Source organism: Klebsiella sp. CSG-1, from assembly GCF_056521145.1.
Genome location: NZ_JBWNLD010000003.1, coordinates 365868 through 384141, shown reverse-complemented (window position 1 = coordinate 384141; position 18274 = coordinate 365868). Strand labels below are relative to the sequence as shown.

At 58.5% G+C, this 18274-nt stretch carries 12 protein-coding genes; 8 read left to right on the top strand and 4 right to left on the bottom strand.

Going from position 1 to position 18274, the window contains the following annotated elements:
• Positions 1-52: 52 nt before the first annotated feature.
• The 3 genes from AC007G_RS09810 to AC007G_RS09800 all read right to left on the bottom strand — a co-directional run bounded on the left by AC007G_RS09810 (position 53) and on the right by AC007G_RS09800 (position 3345).
• Positions 53-826: an ABC transporter substrate-binding protein gene (locus AC007G_RS09810; RefSeq protein ID WP_004864618.1), complete on the bottom strand. Its 774-nt coding sequence runs from the start codon at positions 824-826 to the stop codon at positions 53-55.
• Positions 827-856: 30 nt separating this feature from the next.
• Positions 857-1618: a dimethylarginine dimethylaminohydrolase family protein gene (locus AC007G_RS09805; RefSeq protein WP_131055110.1), complete on the bottom strand. Its 762-nt coding sequence runs from the start codon at positions 1616-1618 to the stop codon at positions 857-859.
• Between the two features lie 188 nt (positions 1619-1806).
• A complete protein-coding gene (locus AC007G_RS09800; protein WP_099001742.1) occupies positions 1807-3345 on the bottom strand; it encodes an EAL domain-containing protein in 1539 nt (512 codons plus the stop codon).
• A gap of 346 nt (positions 3346-3691) precedes the next feature.
• Between AC007G_RS09800 and AC007G_RS09795 the strand changes: the two genes are divergently transcribed.
• From AC007G_RS09795 to yegS, 8 genes are all read left to right on the top strand, one after another.
• Positions 3692-4942, top strand: a complete 1251-nt coding sequence (locus AC007G_RS09795) for an MdtA/MuxA family multidrug efflux RND transporter periplasmic adaptor subunit (protein WP_222826471.1) — start codon at positions 3692-3694, stop codon at positions 4940-4942.
• Positions 4942-8064, top strand: a complete 3123-nt coding sequence (locus AC007G_RS09790) for an MdtB/MuxB family multidrug efflux RND transporter permease subunit (RefSeq protein ID WP_046852061.1) — start codon at positions 4942-4944, stop codon at positions 8062-8064. The genes AC007G_RS09795 and AC007G_RS09790 overlap by 1 nt, the downstream gene beginning before the upstream one ends.
• Positions 8065-11142 carry a multidrug efflux RND transporter permease subunit MdtC gene (gene mdtC, locus AC007G_RS09785; protein WP_032699159.1) on the top strand — a complete coding sequence of 1026 codons (3078 nt, stop codon included), beginning with the start codon at positions 8065-8067 and terminating at the stop codon, positions 11140-11142.
• Position 11143: 1 nt separating this feature from the next.
• Positions 11144-12559 (top strand): MFS transporter, encoded by a 1416-nt coding sequence (mdtD, locus tag AC007G_RS09780; RefSeq protein WP_004864631.1) that lies wholly within the window; start codon positions 11144-11146, stop codon positions 12557-12559.
• On the top strand, positions 12556-14073 hold the full coding sequence (baeS, locus tag AC007G_RS09775; protein ID WP_180888941.1) for an envelope stress sensor histidine kinase BaeS: 1518 nt from the start codon (positions 12556-12558) through the stop codon (positions 14071-14073). The genes mdtD and baeS overlap by 4 nt, the downstream gene beginning before the upstream one ends.
• Positions 14070-14792 carry an envelope stress response regulator BaeR gene (gene baeR / locus AC007G_RS09770; protein ID WP_004864635.1) on the top strand — a complete coding sequence of 241 codons (723 nt, stop codon included), beginning with the start codon at positions 14070-14072 and terminating at the stop codon, positions 14790-14792. Before baeS ends, baeR begins: the two co-directional genes overlap by 4 nt.
• A gap of 171 nt (positions 14793-14963) precedes the next feature.
• The gene (gene trhP / locus AC007G_RS09765) at positions 14964-16325 is read left to right on the top strand and encodes a prephenate-dependent tRNA uridine(34) hydroxylase TrhP (RefSeq protein WP_032686771.1); all 1362 of its coding nucleotides are present in this window, start codon (positions 14964-14966) and stop codon (positions 16323-16325) included.
• Between the two features lie 282 nt (positions 16326-16607).
• A complete protein-coding gene (gene yegS, locus AC007G_RS09760) occupies positions 16608-17501 on the top strand; it encodes a lipid kinase YegS (RefSeq protein ID WP_004864639.1) in 894 nt (297 codons plus the stop codon).
• A gap of 83 nt (positions 17502-17584) precedes the next feature.
• On the opposite strand, the gene AC007G_RS09755 is transcribed toward yegS, so the two are convergent.
• Complete coding sequence (locus AC007G_RS09755) at positions 17585-18247, bottom strand: HAD family hydrolase (protein WP_335290013.1); 663 nt, start codon at positions 18245-18247, stop codon at positions 17585-17587.
• Positions 18248-18274 lie beyond the last annotated feature (27 nt).

Sequence of the window (18274 nt, the reverse complement as noted above, 5' to 3'; positions counted from 1 at the left end):
ACCCGTTGCGTAAAGGGGCGCCGGTCGCCGACCGCGCCCTCCCCTTTACGGCTTAATTGCCGTAGATATCGAAGCTAAAGTACTTTTTCTCAATCGCGGCGTAGGTGCCGTCGGCGCGGATTTGCTTGATGGCCCCGTTGAGGGCGTCGCGCAATGCCGGATTGTCTTTATTGACCGCAATGCCGACATCAGACGAGATGCTGCCGTCGCTGATGACCGGGCCGGCGAAGGCGAATTTTTGCCCGCGCGGCGTGTCGACAAAACTGGTCGCCGCCTGGATATTGTCCTGTAAGGAGGCATCGATACGCCCGGAGAGCAGATCCAGATAGACGTTGTCCTGGTTGGCGTAACCCACGATCTTCACGCCGTGACTGGCCCAGTGGGTTCTGGCGTAGGCTTCATGCGTTGAGCCGGTTTGTACGCCGACGGTCTTGCCCTTAAGACTGGCGGCCTCCGGCAGCAGCGGACTCCCCTTACGCGCCACCAGCTGCGCCGCGCTGCGATAGTAGCGGTCGGTGAAATCCACTTCCTTCTTACGTTCATCGGTAATATTCAGCGAAGCAATGATTGCATCAAATTTATGCGCATTCAGCGCGGCGATCATGCTCTCAAACGGCTGCTTCACGAAGACGCACTTCGCTTTCAGCTGCGTACAGAGCGCATTGGCAATATCGATATCAAAGCCGGTGATCTCGCCGCTGGGCGCCAATACGTCAAAGGGCGGATAGCCACCATCAACGCCAAAGCTGATGGTGTCAAACTGCTGGGCGGCCAGCGGCGCGCTCAGCGCCATACAGGCCAGTAAAGCGGCAATACGTGTTTTCATATTCTGTTACCCCTGATGTCAACGACGTGGCTAAAAACGCAGTGAAAGGCAGGTCAGGCCGCCATCCATTTTCTTAAATTCGCTGGTGTCGAGTTGCACAACCGGCATCCCCAGCTTGCTGATTTCGCCCAGGGTATAGGGGTACCCCTGAGGCGTAATTAATGTGTCGTTGATCCAGAGCGTATTCCCGGCGTACGACTCCTCTTGCGGGATCACAATGGTATTGAACCCGCTAAACGCCGGGTGATTGACGTACCCTTCCGTCAGCAGCAGCGTATTGCGTCCGACATAGTTGACGATGGACTTCAGGTGCAGCCCGGCACTCACTTCAATGGATGTCACCTGATAGCCATGCGGTTCAACGGCGGCGGCAAACTCGCGGATCCCCTGCTCATCCGTACGCGCCGTCTGGCCAACAAAGAACTGCTTACCGACCAGCAGCACGTCGCCGCCATCCATATGACCCCGCTCGCTCATGTGCGCCAGTGAACGAAAACCGGCCAGCACCGGCGCTATCGAGGCCACTTCCCCCTGGCGACTCGGCGCGCCGGGATGGGTGATGACCGCCAGTTCCGGCATGACCACGGCGGTATCTTCAACAAAATGGGCATCCGGATAGTCCGCAGCCGCAGGCAATACGGTCACTTTCAGGCCGAGTTGCAGCAAGGTTTCCACATAAGCGAGGAACTGACGTGTGGTGCCGGCAATATCCGGCGCGCCGAGCCGGGCGGTGGTTTGACCGGCGGCACAGGTTGCGGCCGGCAGGCGGGCGATAGCCTGGTTAAAATGCATAGAGAACCCTCAGGTGACTAGTGATCGTTATTGTTCCCGACATGCCGGTAAAGCAACGGGTTTTCTTGATTATCAAACAGATGTTGTCACCAGTCCGGCTGAATAGCCGGCCACAGCGGTCAATTTACGCTGTATATTGCCGGGGAAACGACGCATTCCGCTGTCGGATGACGGGCCCCTGGCAAAGGCTAGAGCGGCGCGTTTGCCGCCGGATGAGAGGGAGTGACGGGCAGGAGTAGCGCGGTGAGTTTTTCGATTGGCATCGACTTGTAAAAATACCATCCCTGAATTAAAGCATTTTCATCGAAGGATTTGACGAACTCAAAATCAATTTTACTTTCTACGCCTTCAAAAACGATTTGCTTATTCAACCTGCAGACGACATCCAGAAGTGAGGTCAAAATGGCTCGTTTATACTCATTCTTAAGTCCGTTAACGAAAAATTTATCCAGTTTTATCTCATCATAAAACACTTCGGTTAACCACTGCAGGTTTGAAGAGCCCGTGCCGAAATCATCGAGGGCGATGCGCAATCCGCGGTTCCTCGCCTGTAAGGAAAAGGCGGCGATTTTTTTATAGTATTCGCCGCTTCTTTCGGTAATCTCAATTTTAATCTGCTGAGGGCGAATCGCATTATGTTGCAAAACCCGCAGGAGGTTATCTAAAAAAAGCGGGTCATTAATTTCATATTTGCCGATATTAATCGCGAGGGTAAACTGCGCGTCGGCGAGCAGAAGCGGTTTCAACTCGCGGGTGGCCTTCTCCATTACCAGCTTAGAGATATCGGGATAAAGATTCAGCTGTTCGGCCATTGAAATAAACAGCTCCGGGGAGATGTGACCATAGAGCGGATCATGCCAGCGAACCAGCGCCTCGACGCCGACCACCCGTTCGTTTTTAGCGCACACCAACGGCTGATATTCCATGTAAAGACGCTGATTCATAATCGCTTTTTTTAAGCGAAACTCCAGCGATCGCCGTTCGCTGAGATAGCTCAGAATAGAATAGAAGATAGCGGCGCCGAGAATAAAAGCCGCGCTCACAATGAGGGCGATCAGGAGCGCAGAGAGTGAGAAAAAGCCCTGTTTTCGTTCCGTCAGATGGCTGCAAATATCATATTTACCGCTGCATAAGCTCACGCTTACCGACGCCCCTGTCCCGACTGCGGATTTCACATCATTAAGAAAAACGTGCTCGCCGTTTAAGCTGGTTAAAGAAAAATTAAAGCCGTGGTGCTGCCGGGAAAATGCGCTAAAAGCAAATGAGGACGTAAAAGAAACAATATTGCCTTGCTGGCTCATATCGAGAACCACTCCGTACGGGAGATAATTTTTAACTCCTTTGTAAATACTATAGCCATTTGGCACGACATATTTTTCGGCGGGAAGCGGCAGCGGTTTATCCAGCATCCCCCAGTTGGCGGTGCAGGCCAGCTTACCGTTCTCCACGATGCCAATGTCTTCCACCCTGGCATACTTCCAGATAACCTCCCGCAAGGCCGCGATCGCCTGCTTGTTACAGCCATCAAGCTGTCGCATCTGCGCGTGATGAATAGAAGAGATGATTTGCGTGGTCACCTCTTCGGCGTGGGCGAGAAGTTCATGGCTCAGCGTATCAAGCTGAGCGCGCTGATTATTTAACATGACAACGTTGGTCAGCAAAACGGAAAAGAGCACGGCAATACCACCGCCCGTCAACAGCCATTTTGTCTTCTGGAAAAATTTCATCGTCGCTGCACAACTCCTGATGGATGCCGGCATTCGCGTTACCAATCCGGACACCCGACGTACCCGTCCCTGCAGTACAGACCTATAATCTTGATAGTAATGGCGTCAGGGCGGTTATACCAGGCTTGATAAGTCGCCCCGTCCAGCCAGAACCGGGAGCAACCGCGCGGGCCACGGCGAAGACTGGCCAGTTACCCCGCTTTTTTTTAGCCTAACCGGCTCATCGAAAAGCGTTTTATCCAGACATATCTCAACAGTCTTTTCATAATTCCTCCATTTTTGCGGGGCGTTTGGTCACTAAACTAGTATCATTTCGCGAAACGTTTCAGGATGAGATAGCAAATTAATGAAAGGCAGTCATACACTCCGTTGGGGCATCGCGCTGGCGGTCATCGTCATTGCCGGTGCCGGGTACTGGTTCTGGCAGAGTCGTGAAGCGACAAATGCGGCGCCTGCTGCAGCGAATGGCTCACCGCCGCAGGCGCCAGGCGGCGCTCGTCACGGTCGCTTCGGCGCGGCCCTGGCGCCGGTTCAGGCGGCGACGGCCACCAGCGAATCGGTGCCTCGCTATCTCAGCGGCCTCGGTACGGTGACGGCAGCCAATACGGTGACCGTGCGCAGCCGGGTGGATGGCCAGCTGTTAGCTATCCACTTCCAGGAAGGTCAACAGGTCAAAGCGGGCGATCTGCTCGCCGAAATCGACCCCAGCCAGTTTAAAGTCGCGCTGGCGCAGGCCCAGGGCCAGTTGGCGAAAGATAAAGCCACGCTCGCTAACGCCCGACGCGATCTCACCCGCTATCAACAGCTGGTGAAGAGCAATCTTGTTTCCCGCCAGGAGCTGGATACCCAGCAGTCGCTGGTCAGCGAAACGGAAGGCACCATCAAAGCCGACGAGGCCGCCGTGGCCAGCGCCCAACTGCAGCTGAACTGGAGCCGCATCACCGCGCCGATTGACGGCCGCGTTGGCTTAAAACAGGTGGATATCGGCAATCAGATTTCAAGCAGCGATACCACTGGCATCGTGGTGTTAACCCAAACCCACCCGATCGATTTGGTCTTCACGCTGCCGGAAAATGACATCGCCACCGTTGTCCAGGCGCAGAAGGCCGGGAAAACGCTGCAGGTTGAGGCCTGGGACCGCACCAACAAACAAAAAATCAGCGAAGGGTCGCTACTGAGTCTGGATAACCAGATTGACGCCACCACCGGGACCATCAAACTGAAAGCGCGCTTTAACAACCAGGACGACGCCCTGTTCCCGAATCAGTTCGTGAACGCCCGTATGCTGGTAGACACGCAACAGAACGCCATCGTCATCCCGACTGCCGCACTGCAAATGGGCAATGAAGGCCACTTCGTCTGGGTGCTGAACGATGAGAATAAAGTCAGCAAGCACACCGTCACGCCGGGTATTCAGGACAGCCTGAAGGTGGTGATTACCGCCGGGTTGTCGGCAGGTGACCGGGTGGTCACTGACGGTATCGATCGTCTGACCGAAGGGGCGAAAGTGGAAGTGGTGGACCCGCACAGCGCGCCGGCCGCCGCAGCGGAGAAGGCCACCAACCGTGAATACGGCCACCAGGGAGCGCGCTCCTGATGCAGGTATTACCCCCAGGCAGTACGGGCGGCCCTTCCCGACTGTTTATTCTGCGCCCGGTCGCCACCACGCTGCTGATGGTGGCGATTATGCTGGCCGGGATCATCGGCTATCGATTCCTGCCGGTTTCCGCCCTGCCGGAAGTGGACTATCCGACCATTCAGGTGGTCACCCTCTATCCCGGCGCCAGCCCGGACGTCGTCACCTCGGCGATTACCGCCCCGCTGGAACGCCAGTTTGGCCAGATGTCCGGCCTGAAGCAGATGTCGTCGCAAAGCTCCGGCGGCGCCTCGGTGGTCACGCTCCAGTTCCAGCTGACCCTGCCGCTGGACGTGGCCGAACAGGAGGTCCAGGCCGCGATCAACGCCGCCACCAACCTGCTGCCGTCCGACCTGCCGAACCCGCCGGTGTACAGTAAAGTTAACCCGGCCGATCCGCCAATCATGACCCTCGCGGTCACCTCGTCCGCCATTCCGATGACCCAGGTGGAAGATATGGTGGAGACCCGCGTGGCGCAGAAAATTTCCCAGGTCTCCGGCGTCGGGCTGGTGACCCTCGCGGGCGGTCAACGCCCGGCGGTGCGGGTGAAGCTCAATGCCGAGGCGATTGCCGCCCTCGGGCTGACCAGCGAAACCATTCGCACCGCCATCACCAGCGCCAACGTCAACTCGGCGAAAGGCAGCCTTGACGGCCCTTCTCGCGCCGTAACCCTCTCCGCTAACGACCAGATGCAGTCGGCGGAAGATTATCGCCGCCTGATCATCGCCTACCAGAACGGCGCGCCGATTCGTCTCGGCGATGTCGCCACCATTGAGCAAGGGGCGGAAAACAGCTGGCTCGGCGCATGGGCGAACAACCAGCAGGCGATCGTCATGAACGTCCAACGCCAGCCGGGAGCGAACATCATCGCCACCGCCGATAGCGTGCGTCAGATGCTGCCGCAGCTGACGGAAAGTCTGCCGAAATCGGTCAAGGTGCAGGTACTTTCCGACCGCACCACCAACATCCGCGCGTCGGTGAGCGATACCCAGTTTGAGCTGATGCTGGCAATTGCGCTGGTGGTGATGATCATCTACCTGTTCCTGCGCAACGTACCGGCGACCATTATCCCGGGCGTCGCCGTGCCGCTGTCGCTGGTGGGCACTTTCGCGGTGATGGTGTTCCTCGACTTCTCGATCAACAACCTGACGCTGATGGCGCTCACCATCGCCACCGGCTTCGTCGTCGATGACGCCATCGTGGTGATCGAAAACATCTCGCGCTATATCGAAAAGGGCGAAAAGCCGCTCGCCGCCGCGCTAAAGGGCGCCGGAGAAATCGGCTTTACCATCATCTCGTTGACCTTCTCGCTGATTGCGGTACTGATCCCGCTACTGTTTATGGGCGATATCGTCGGCCGGCTGTTCCGCGAGTTCGCCATTACCCTGGCGGTGGCGATATTGATTTCCGCCGTCGTCTCGCTGACGCTGACGCCAATGATGTGCGCGCGCATGCTCAGCCACGAGTCGCTGCGTAAGCAAAACCGCTTCTCGCGGGCCAGCGAGCGCTTCTTCGAGCGGGTCATCGCCGCCTATGGTCGGATGCTCAGCAGGGTGCTGAATCACCCGTGGCTGACCCTGAGCGTGGCCTTAGGCACGCTGGTGCTGTCCATTATGCTGTGGGTCTTCATTCCGAAAGGCTTCTTCCCGATTCAGGACAATGGCATTATTCAGGGGACATTACAGGCTCCGCAGTCCGCTTCGTTTGCGAATATGGCTCAGCGCCAGGAGCAGGTTTCCGCGGCGATCCTCAAAGACCCGGCCGTTGAGAGTCTGACCTCCTACGTCGGAGTGGACGGCACCAACCCGGCGCTGAACAGCGCCCGCCTGCAGATTAACCTCAAACCGCTGGATGAACGCGACGACCGCGTGCAGACCGTGATTAGTCGCCTGCAGAAATCGGTGGACGGGATTCCCGGCGTCGAGCTCTACCTACAGCCGACCCAGGATCTGACAATCGATACCACCGTCAGCCGGACCCAGTATCAGTTCACCTTACAGGCGAACTCGCTGGATGCCCTCAGTAACTGGGTGCCGCAGCTGCTGACGCGTCTCCAGGCGCTTCCGCAGCTCTCCGACGTCAGCAGCGACTGGCAGGATAAGGGCCTCGCCGCCTATATCAAAGTCGATCGCGACAGCGCCAGCCGTCTCGGCATCAGCATGGCCGATGTCGATAATGCGCTGTATAACGCCTTCGGCCAGCGGCTGATCTCGACCATCTACACTCAGGCCAATCAGTATCGCGTGGTGCTGGAGCATGACACCCGGGCGACGCCGGGGCTGGCGGCGCTGGACAACATTCGCCTGACCAGCAGCGGGGGCGGCATCGTGCCGCTGAAATCCATCGCCAGCGTCGAGCAGCGCTTCGCGCCGCTGTCGATTAACCATCTCGATCAGTTCCCGGTGACCACCATTTCGTTCAACGTCCCGGATAACTACTCGCTGGGCGATGCGGTCGACGCCATCCTCGCCGCCGAACAGGCGCTGGATTTGCCGACCGATATCCGCACCCAGTTCCAGGGCAGCACCCTCGCCTTCCAGTCGGCGCTCGGCAACACCGTCTGGCTGGTGGTGGCGGCGGTGGTGGCGATGTATATCGTGCTCGGCGTGCTGTATGAAAGCTTTATCCACCCGATTACCATTCTGTCGACCTTACCGACCGCCGGCGTCGGCGCGCTGCTGGCGCTGTGGCTGGCGGGCAGCGAGCTGGACGTTATCGCCATTATCGGGATTATCCTGCTGATTGGTATCGTCAAGAAGAACGCCATCATGATGATTGACTTTGCGCTGGCCGCTGAACGCGAACAGGGCATGCCGCCACGTGAGGCGATTTATCAGGCCTGTCTGCTACGTTTTCGCCCGATTCTGATGACCACGCTCGCCGCTCTGCTCGGCGCGCTGCCGCTGATGCTGAGCACCGGCGTCGGCGCCGAGCTGCGCCGTCCTCTGGGTATCGGGATGGTGGGCGGTCTGTTGTTAAGCCAGGTGCTGACGCTGTTCACCACCCCGGTTATCTATCTGCTCTTCGACCGCCTGTCGCTGTATATCAAGAGCCGCTTCCCACGGCATGAGGAGGAGGCGTAAATGAAGTTTTTCGCCCTCTTCATTTACCGCCCGGTGGCGACGATTCTGATTTCGCTCGCCATCACCCTGTGCGGGGTACTCGGTTTCCGTCTGCTGCCGGTCGCCCCGCTGCCGCAGGTCGATTTCCCGGTGATCATGATCAGCGCCTCGCTACCCGGCGCATCGCCGGAAACCATGGCCTCGTCGGTGGCCACGCCGCTTGAACGCTCGCTCGGCCGGATCGCCGGGGTGTCGGAAATGACCTCCACCAGTTCGCTGGGCAGCACGCGCATTATTATGGAGTTCAATTTCGACCGCGATATCAACGGCGCCGCCCGCGATGTGCAGGCGGCGATCAACGCCGCGCAAAGCCTGCTGCCGAGCGGCATGCCAAGTCGCCCGACCTATCGCAAAGCCAACCCTTCCGATGCGCCGATTATGATCCTCACGCTCACCTCGGATACCTACTCCCAGGGCGAGCTGTACGATTTTGCCTCGACTCAACTGGCGCAAACCATCGCCCAAATTGACGGCGTCGGCGACGTTGACGTGGGCGGCAGCTCGCTGCCCGCGGTGCGCGTCGACCTCAACCCGCAGGCGCTGTTTAACCAGGGCGTGTCGCTGGACGCCGTGCGCACCGCTATCGATAACGCCAACGTCCGCAAGCCGCAGGGGGCGCTGGAGGATCACAGCTCGCGCTGGCAGGTACAAACTAACGATGAGCTCAAAACCGCTGCGGAATATCAGCCGCTGATCGTGCACTACAACAACGGCGCGGCGGTGCGCCTTGGCGACGTCGCACAGATCAGCGATTCGGTGCAGGATGTGCGCAACGCCGGGATGACCAACGCGAAGCCGGCCATTTTGCTGATGATCCGCAAGCTGCCGGAAGCCAATATCATCCAGACGGTCGACAGCATTCGCGCCCGCCTGCCGGAGCTGCAAAAAACCATTCCGGCGGCTATCGATCTGCAAATTGCCCAGGACCGTTCGCCGACCATCCGCGCCTCGCTGGAGGAAGTCGAGCAGACGCTGGTGATCTCGGTGGCGCTGGTGATCCTCGTGGTGTTCCTGTTTCTGCGCTCCGGGCGGGCGACGCTGATCCCGGCGGTGGCCGTTCCGGTCTCGCTGATTGGCACCTTTGCGGCGATGTATCTCTGCGATTTCAGCCTCAACAACCTGTCGCTGATGGCCCTGACCATCGCCACCGGTTTCGTGGTCGACGATGCTATCGTGGTGCTGGAGAATATCTCCCGTCATCTTGAGGCCGGAATGAAGCCGCTGCAGGCGGCGCTGCAGGGGAGCCGTGAAGTCGGTTTCACCGTGCTGTCGATGAGTCTCTCGCTGGTGGCGGTCTTTTTACCGCTGCTGCTGATGGGCGGCCTGCCGGGGCGGTTGTTACGCGAATTCGCCGTCACCCTGTCGGTAGCGATCGGCATCTCGCTGGCGGTCTCCCTTACCCTGACGCCGATGATGTGCGGCTGGCTACTGAAGAGCGGTAAACCTTCTGAACCCACGCGCAACCGCGGTTTCGGCCGCCTGCTGGTCGCCGTGCAGGGCGGCTACGGTAAATCGCTGAAGTGGGTGCTCAAACATAGCCGCATCACCGGTCTGGTGCTGCTGGGGACCATGGCGCTCAGCGTCTGGCTCTATATCTCGATTCCAAAAACCTTCTTCCCGGAGCAGGATACCGGCGTGCTGATGGGCGGCATTCAGGCTGACCAGAGCATCTCTTTCCAGGCGATGCGCGGCAAACTGCAGGACTTTATGCAAATCATCCGCGAAGATCCGGCGGTGGATAACGTCACCGGCTTTACCGGCGGCTCACGGGTGAACAGCGGGATGATGTTTATCACCCTCAAACCTCGCGACCAGCGGCATGAAACGGCGCAGCAGATTATTGACCGGCTGCGTAAAAAACTGGCGAAAGAACCGGGCGCCAACCTGTTCTTAATGGCGGTGCAGGATATCCGCGTCGGCGGTCGCCAGGCCAACGCCAGCTATCAGTACAGCCTGCTGTCAGACGATCTTTCGGCGCTGCGCGAATGGGAACCGAAGATTCGTAAAGCGCTGGCCGCGCTGCCGGAGCTGGCGGACGTCAACTCTGACCAACAGGATAACGGCGCCGAAATGGATCTCATCTACGACCGCGATACCATGTCGCGCCTCGGGATCAGCGTTCAGGATGCCAACAATCTGCTGAATAACGCCTTCGGTCAGCGGCAGATCTCGACGATTTACCAGCCGCTGAACCAGTATAAAGTGGTGATGGAGGTCGATCCGGTGTATACCCAGGACGTCAGCGCGCTGGATAAAATGTTTGTGATCAACAGTGAAGGTAAGCCGATCCCCCTCGCCTATTTCGCCCGATGGCAGCCGGCTAACGCGCCGCTGTCGGTCAACCACCAGGGGCTGTCGGCGGCGTCGACGATCTCCTTTAACCTGCCGACCGGTAAATCGCTGTCGGAAGCCAGCGATGCCATCAACCGCGCGATGACGCAGCTTGGAGTGCCTTCCAGCGTCCGGGGCTCCTATGCCGGTACCGCGCAGGTCTTCCAGCAGACCATGAATTCGCAGGTTATTTTGATTCTGGCCGCCATTGCGACGGTCTATATCGTGCTGGGGATCCTCTACGAAAGCTATGTGCATCCGTTAACGATTCTCTCCACCCTCCCCTCGGCAGGGGTGGGGGCGCTGCTGGCGCTGGAGCTCTTTGGCGCGCCGTTTAGCCTGATTGCGCTGATCGGCATCATGCTATTAATTGGGATAGTGAAGAAAAACGCCATCATGATGGTCGACTTTGCCCTCGAGGCGCAGCGCAACGGCAATCTGCCGCCGGAAGAGGCGATCTTCCAGGCCTGCCTGCTGCGTTTCCGCCCGATAATGATGACCACCTTAGCGGCGCTGTTTGGCGCGCTGCCGCTGGTGCTCTCGGGCGGCGACGGCTCGGAACTGCGTCAGCCGCTGGGGATCACCATTGTCGGCGGGCTGGTGATGAGTCAGCTGTTAACCCTCTACACTACGCCGGTGGTCTATCTGTTCTTTGACCGTCTGCGGTTGCGTTTTTCGCGAAAACTCAGCCAACCGGTAAGCGAATAATATGACAGAACTGCCCTCCAGCGTCCGCTGGCAATTATGGATAGTGGCTTTCGGCTTCTTTATGCAGTCGCTGGACACCACTATCGTTAATACCGCCCTCCCCTCGATGGCTAAAAGCCTTGGGGAGAGCCCCCTGCACATGCATATGGTTATCGTCTCCTACGTCCTGACGGTGGCGATTATGCTGCCCGCCAGCGGCTGGCTGGCGGACCGGGTGGGGGTACGCAATATCTTCTTTAGCGCCATCATTCTGTTTACGCTCGGGTCGCTGTTTTGTGCCCAGGCGGCAACCCTCGATCAGTTGGTGCTGGCCCGCGTACTGCAAGGCGTCGGCGGCGCCATGATGGTGCCTGTCGGTCGCCTGACGGTGATGAAAATCGTTCCGCGCGCCCAGTATATGGCGGCGATGACCTTTGTGACGCTCCCCGGCCAGGTCGGCCCGCTGCTTGGTCCGGCACTCGGCGGCCTGCTGGTGGAATACGCCTCCTGGCACTGGATTTTCTTAATCAATATTCCGGTGGGCATTATCGGCGCCATCGCCACCTTGTGGCTGATGCCGAACTACACGCTGCAGACCCGGCGCTTCGATATGTTTGGCTTTATCCTGCTGGCGCTGGGGATGGCGACCTTAACCCTCGCGCTCGACGGTAAAAAAGGGCTGGGGATATCTCCGCTGCTGCTGAGCGCGCTGGTGGTCATTGGCGTGGCCTCGATTCTGCTCTATTTATGGTACGCCCGGGGCAACGACAACGCCCTGTTCAGCCTGAACCTGTTTCGCAACCGCACCTTCTCTCTCGGGCTCGGCGGCAGCTTTGCCGGACGCATCGGCAGCGGTATGTTGCCCTTTATGACGCCGGTATTCCTGCAAATTGGCCTTGGCTTTACGCCGTTTCACGCCGGGATGATGATGATTCCGATGGTGCTTGGCAGTATGGGCATGAAACGTATCGTGGTGCAGGTAGTGAACCGCTTTGGCTACCGCCGCGTCTTAATGGTGGCGACCGTGGGTCTCGCGCTGGTTAGCCTGCTGTTTATGGCCGTCGCCCTGGCGGGCTGGTACTGGCTGCTGCCGGTGGTGCTGTTTGTGCAGGGGATGATCAACTCCAGCCGCTTTTCATCAATGAATACCCTGACGCTGAAAGATTTGCCGGATGATCTCGCCAGCAGCGGCAACAGCATGCTGTCGATGGTCATGCAGCTGTCGATGAGTATTGGCGTGACCCTCGCCGGGATGCTGCTCGGCCTGTTCGGTCAACAGCATATCAGCGCCGATGCCGCCGCCACCCATCAGGTCTTTCTCTATACCTACCTGAGCATGGCGGTGATTATCGCGCTGCCGGCATGCCTTTTTTCCCGCGTTCCGGATGATACTGCCAGCAATACCGCTATCGCCCGACATAACAGGAGTGAACCGTGAAGCTATGGCGTCCCGGTATTACCGGCAAGCTGTTCCTGGCTATTTTGGCCACCTGCATCGTGCTGCTCATCAGCATGCACTGGGCGGTGCGCATCAGTTTTGAACGCGGATTTATCGATTATATCAAGCGCGGAAATGAACAGCGGCTGACGATGCTGGGCGATGCGCTGAGCGAGCAGTATGCCCTGCACGGCAACTGGAAATTTCTGCGCAATAACGATCGATTTATTTTCCAGCTGTTAAAGTCGTTCGATCGCGATAACGACGATCGCTTCCCCGGCGGGCGCAAAACAAACGCCGGCGGCATGCCTGACGGCCGTCTGGACCTCGGCCCCCCTGACACCGATGGCCCCCCGCCGGATGGCCCTCCGCCAAACGGTCCACGCGGCCCCGGCCCGGATATGCCCCCGCACGGCTGGCGCACGCTTTTCTGGGTTGTTGATCAGAAAGGACGGGTGCTGGTTGGCCCCCGCGAGCGGGTGCCTGAAGATGGCAGCCGTCGCAACATTGTGGTGAACGGCGTGTCGGTGGGCGCGGTTATCGCGTCACCGGTCGAGCGTCTGACGCGCAACACCGATATTAACTTTGACCGTCAGCAAAAGCGCACCAGCTGGCTGATTGTTGCCCTGTCGACGATCCTTGCGGCGCTGGCCACGTTCCCGCTGGCGCGCGGCCTGCTGGCGCCGGTCAAACGTCTGGTCGAAGGGACCCACCGCCTGGCGGCGGGAGATTTCACCACCCGCGTGGCGGTCAGTAGCAGCGATGAACTAGGCCGCCTGGCGCAGGATTTTAACCAGCTCGCCAGCACCCTGGAACGCAACCAGCAAATGCGTCGCGACCTGATGGCGGATATTTCGCATGAGCTGCGGACCCCGCTGGCGGTGCTGCGCGGCGAACTGGAAGCGATTCAGGACGGGGTACGTAAATTCACCCCGGATTCCGTCGCCTCGCTACAGGCGGAGGTCGCCACCCTGACCAAACTGGTCGACGATCTACACCAGCTATCGATGTCCGACGAAGGCGCATTGGCCTATCAAAAAACCTCCGTGGATATCATTACGCTGCTGGAAGTCGCGGCGGGCGCCTTCCGTGAACGCTTTGCCAGCCGGGGGCTGACCATCGCCGTTTCGCTTCCGGAAAACGCGACGGTATTTGGCGACGGCGATCGCCTGATGCAGCTTTTTAACAACCTGCTGGAAAACAGTCTCCGCTATACCGATAGCGGCGGACGTCTGCTGATCAGCGCCAGCCAGACAGGCCGTCGCATCATCCTTGATTTTGCCGACAGCGGTCCGGGCGTCAGCGACCAACAGCTGGAACGGCTGTGCGAGCGCTTTTATCGAGCCGAAGGTTCGCGCAACCGCGCCAGCGGCGGCTCCGGACTGGGGCTGGCGATTTGTGTCAACATTGTGGCTGCCCACGGCGGCACCTTACGGGCCGACCATTCGCCTTTTGGCGGGGTTAGCATTAAAGTAGAGTTACCTCTGGAACGTGATACACCGAGAGACGTATGAGTGAATTACCTGTTGATGAAAATACCCCACGCATTCTTGTCGTGGAAGATGAACCCAAACTGGGTCAGTTGCTGCTCGACTATCTGTTCGCAGCAGGTTATGCGCCAACGCTGATTAATCACGGCGACAAGGTCCTGCCTTACGTTCGCCAGACCCCGCCGCATTTGATTTTGTTAGATCTGATGCTGCCGGGAACCGATGGCCTGACGCTGTGCCGGGAGATCCGTCGCTTTTCCGACGTTCCGGTGGTGATGGTGACGGCGAAAATTGAGGAAATCGATCGGCTGCTTGGACTGGAGATCGGCGCCGACGACTATATCTGCAAGCCCTACAGCCCGCGCGAAGTTGTCGCCAGGGTGAAAACGATCCTCCGCCGCTGCCGACCGCGGCGGGATCTGCTGGCGCTGGATGCGGAAAGCCCGCTGATTGTCGATGAGGGCCGTTTTCAGGCCTCATGGCGCGATAAGCTGCTGGATCTGACCCCTGCCGAATTTCGTCTGCTGAAAACGCTGTCGCAGGAGCCGGGCAAGGTTTTCTCCCGCGAGCAGCTGCTCAATCACCTGTATGATGACTATCGGGTGGTGACCGACAGAACGATCGACAGCCATATCAAAAACCTGCGGCGTAAGCTGGAGTCGCTGGACGCCGAGCAGTCCTTTATCCGCGCCGTCTACGGCGTTGGCTACCGCTGGGAGGCCGACGCCTGCCGTCTGGCGTAAGTCCCCTTCTCGTTTCACAAGGGCAGATTGGGGTAAGGGGAAAGGTTTACTCTCCTTACCCACAGCGCTACAATGCCCGCCCTTAATGTGTGGGCACTGTTCATAACGGTGCCTCCCCAAGTCGCCGCATCAGGTGTGGCGAATCTGACCTGTCATCAGAACGAGAACATCATGTTTAAACCGGAACTCCTTTCCCCGGCGGGAACGCTGAAAAATATGCGTTACGCCTTCGCTTATGGCGCTGACGCCGTTTATGCTGGCCAGCCGCGTTACTCTCTGCGCGTGCGCAACAACGAATTCAACCATGAAAACCTGCAGCAGGGCATTAATGAAGCTCATCAGCTGGGGAAAAAATTCTACGTGGTCGTCAACATTGCGCCGCACAACGCCAAGCTGAAAACCTTCATTCGCGATCTGAAGCCGGTGGTGGATATGGGGCCGGATGCACTGATTATGTCCGATCCGGGTTTAATCATGCTGGTACGGGAAAACTTCCCCGATATGCAGATTCATCTGTCGGTACAGGCCAACGCCGTCAACTGGGCGACCGTTAAATTCTGGCAGCAGATGGGGCTGAGCCGGGTCATTCTTTCCCGCGAACTGTCGCTGGATGAAATCGGCGAAATCCGCAGCCAGGTCCCGGAGATGGAGCTTGAGATTTTCGTCCACGGCGCCCTGTGCATGGCCTATTCCGGCCGCTGCCTGCTCTCGGGATATATCAACAAACGCGACCCGAACCAGGGCACCTGCACCAACGCCTGCCGCTGGGAATATAACGTCCAGGAAGGCAAAGAAGATGATGTCGGCAATATCGTCCACCAGCATCAGCCGATTCCGGTCAAGACCGTCGAACCGACGCTGGGGATCGGCGCGCCAACCGACCGGGTGTTTATGATTGAAGAGGCCAAACGGCCTGGCGAATACATGACCGCCTTCGAAGATGAACACGGCACCTACATCATGAATTCCAAAGACCTGCGCGCCATTGCGCACGTCGAGCGTCTGACGCAGATGGGCGTGCACTCGCTGAAAATCGAAGGCCGCACCAAATCGTTCTATTACTGCGCGCGCACCGCTCAGGTTTACCGCAAGGCTATCGATGACGCCGCGGCGGGTAAACCGTTTGACGAAAGCCTGCTGGAAACCCTGGAAGGGCTGGCCCACCGCGGCTACACCGAAGGTTTCCTGCGCCGTCATACCCATGACGATTATCAGAACTACGAGTACGGTTATTCCCTCTCCGAGCGCCAGCAGTTTGTCGGTGAATTTACCGGCGAGCGCAACGGCCAGCTGGCCGCCGTGGCGGTGAAGAATAAATTTTCCGTCGGCGACAGCCTTGAGCTGATGACCCCGCAGGGCAACGTTAACTTCACCCTTGAACAGATGGTGAATGCCAAAGGCGAAGCGATGCCGGTCGCCCCTGGCGATGGCTATACAGTATGGTTACCGGTGCCGGAAGAGATGGAACTGCAGTATGCTCTGCTGATGCGCAACTTTACTGGTCAGACGACCAGAAATCCGCATAGTAACTAGTTTATCAGGGTTATTTTTTCAGGATGCACGGATATTAGAAACGGATCACACACCGTTTCGTTTGAAGCGGGTATCATCCATCCTGCTGAAAAACATAACCCATAAATGCTAGCTGTACCAGGAACCACCTCCTTAGCCTGCGTAATCTCCCTTACGCGGGCTTATTTTTTTCACGCCGCTGGGCGTTCCCCCCTTTTCGTCGCCGTCCGCTTTTACAAAATGTCCATCCTCGCCTTCATGGGGTACACTTTCTGCATCTTGTACAAAAAGGAAGCCATAACTATGCCCGTGTTTCCAGCCAGCTTACTGATTCTCAATGGCAAAGGAGCTAACGAGCCGCAGTTGCGCGAAGCGATCGCGCTGTTGCGCGAGGAAGGTGTCGACATCCATGTCCGTGTGACCTGGGAAAAAGGCGATGCCGTCCGTTTTGTCGATGAAGCGCTGCAGCTTAAGGTAGGGACGGTGATTGCCGGCGGCGGCGATGGCACCATCAATGAAGTCGCCACGGCGCTGGTCCAACGCGAGAGCCAGGTGCCGCTCGGTATCCTGCCGCTGGGTACCGCCAATGATTTCGCCACCAGCGTCGGGATCCCGCAAGATCTCGCCAGCGCCCTGAAACTGGCGATCGTCGGCCGCGATATCGCCATCGACGTGGCGCGGGTGAATGACAAAACCGGCTTTATTAATATGGCGACCGGTGGCTTCGGCACGCGGATTACCACCGAAACGCCGGAGAAACTCAAAGCCGCGCTCGGCGGCGTCTCCTATCTGATTCATGGCCTGATGCGTATGGACACCCTGAAACCCGACCGCTGCGAAATCCGCGGCGAAAACTTTAGCTGGTGCGGAAACGCGCTGGTTATTGGTATCGGTAATGGTCGTCAGGCCGGCGGCGGTCAGCAGCTTTGCCCGCAGGCCCTGATTAACGACGGTCTGCTGCATTTGCGGGTTTTTACCGGCGAAGAGCTGCTCCCCGCGCTGTTTACTACCCTGGCGAATCCCGACAACTCCCCTAACCTGGTGGACGGCGTGTCGTCGTGGTTTGAAGTCACCGCGCCGCACGAGATGACCTTTAACCTCGATGGCGAACCGCTGAGCGGTAAACATTTCCGCATGGAAATTCTTCCTGGCGCCCTGCGCTGCCGCCTGCCGCCGGACTGCGCGCTGCTGAAATAATAGCTGGTGGAAAGTGAGCGCAGAACGAAGAGATTAAAAGACCGTTTACATCTCCAGGGCTTCTGCGCTCACCGATAAGGTCGTTATCCGAGAGCCAGGGCAGGCTCAGCGCGCGTCTGCAGCAGTTCCGGTAACGAGCGATGGCGGGCGACGGCGGCGGCAAAACGCGGATGCTGGCAGTCAGGCGCAATCACGACCGTGGCAATGCCCGCCGCCTGCGCCGCGCAAAAGCCATGAAAACTGTCCTCGATAACCAGACACTCCCCGGCGCTCAGCCCCAGTTTGTCCAGAGTCGAGAGGTAGACCGCCGGGTGCGGTTTGCCCCACGCCTCATCATCGGCGCTGGAAATCACATCAAAACAGGACCGCAGAGAGAGCTTATCGAGTACCGCGGAAATCACCGGGTGAGATGAGGAGGTCGCCAGCGCAATCCGGTAGCCCAGACTACGAAAATGCGCCAATGTCTCGTTGACGCCGCCCATCGCCACTCCTTTGACGGCAATCAATCCAACGATGCGTTGTAAAATGAGCGCCTCCAGCTGCTGTGGCGCAATCGCCAGCCGGCAGTGCCGACACCACACGCGGGCAATATCGTCCAGTCGTCTACCTTTCGTCAGCGTTTCACACTCCTCCTCGCTGACCGTTGCGCCCCAGCAGGCCAGCGCCTCCCGTTGCGCCTGCCGCCACAGGGCTTCTGAATCAATAATCACGCCATCCATGTCAAAAATTACCGCTTTGATGCTCATCTTTTACCTCAAACCGGGCTGACGGGA

Bases quoted from the DNA above. Each gene is read 5' to 3' on its own strand.
- AC007G_RS09810 (WP_004864618.1), bottom strand. From the start codon at position 826: ATGAAAACACGTATTGCCGCTTTACTGGCCTGTATGGCGCTGAGCGCG.
- AC007G_RS09805 (WP_131055110.1), bottom strand. From the start codon at position 1,618: ATGCATTTTAACCAGGCTATCGCCCGCCTGCCGGCCGCAACCTGTGCC.
- AC007G_RS09800 (WP_099001742.1), bottom strand. From the start codon at position 3,345: ATGAAATTTTTCCAGAAGACAAAATGGCTGTTGACGGGCGGTGGTATT.
- AC007G_RS09795 (WP_222826471.1), top strand. From the start codon at position 3,692: ATGAAAGGCAGTCATACACTCCGTTGGGGCATCGCGCTGGCGGTCATC.
- AC007G_RS09790 (WP_046852061.1), top strand. From the start codon at position 4,942: ATGCAGGTATTACCCCCAGGCAGTACGGGCGGCCCTTCCCGACTGTTT.
- mdtC (WP_032699159.1), top strand. From the start codon at position 8,065: ATGAAGTTTTTCGCCCTCTTCATTTACCGCCCGGTGGCGACGATTCTG.
- mdtD (WP_004864631.1), top strand. From the start codon at position 11,144: ATGACAGAACTGCCCTCCAGCGTCCGCTGGCAATTATGGATAGTGGCT.
- baeR (WP_004864635.1), top strand. From the start codon at position 14,070: ATGAGTGAATTACCTGTTGATGAAAATACCCCACGCATTCTTGTCGTG.
- trhP (WP_032686771.1), top strand. From the start codon at position 14,964: ATGTTTAAACCGGAACTCCTTTCCCCGGCGGGAACGCTGAAAAATATG.
- yegS (WP_004864639.1), top strand. From the start codon at position 16,608: ATGCCCGTGTTTCCAGCCAGCTTACTGATTCTCAATGGCAAAGGAGCT.
- AC007G_RS09755 (WP_335290013.1), bottom strand. From the start codon at position 18,247: ATGAGCATCAAAGCGGTAATTTTTGACATGGATGGCGTGATTATTGAT.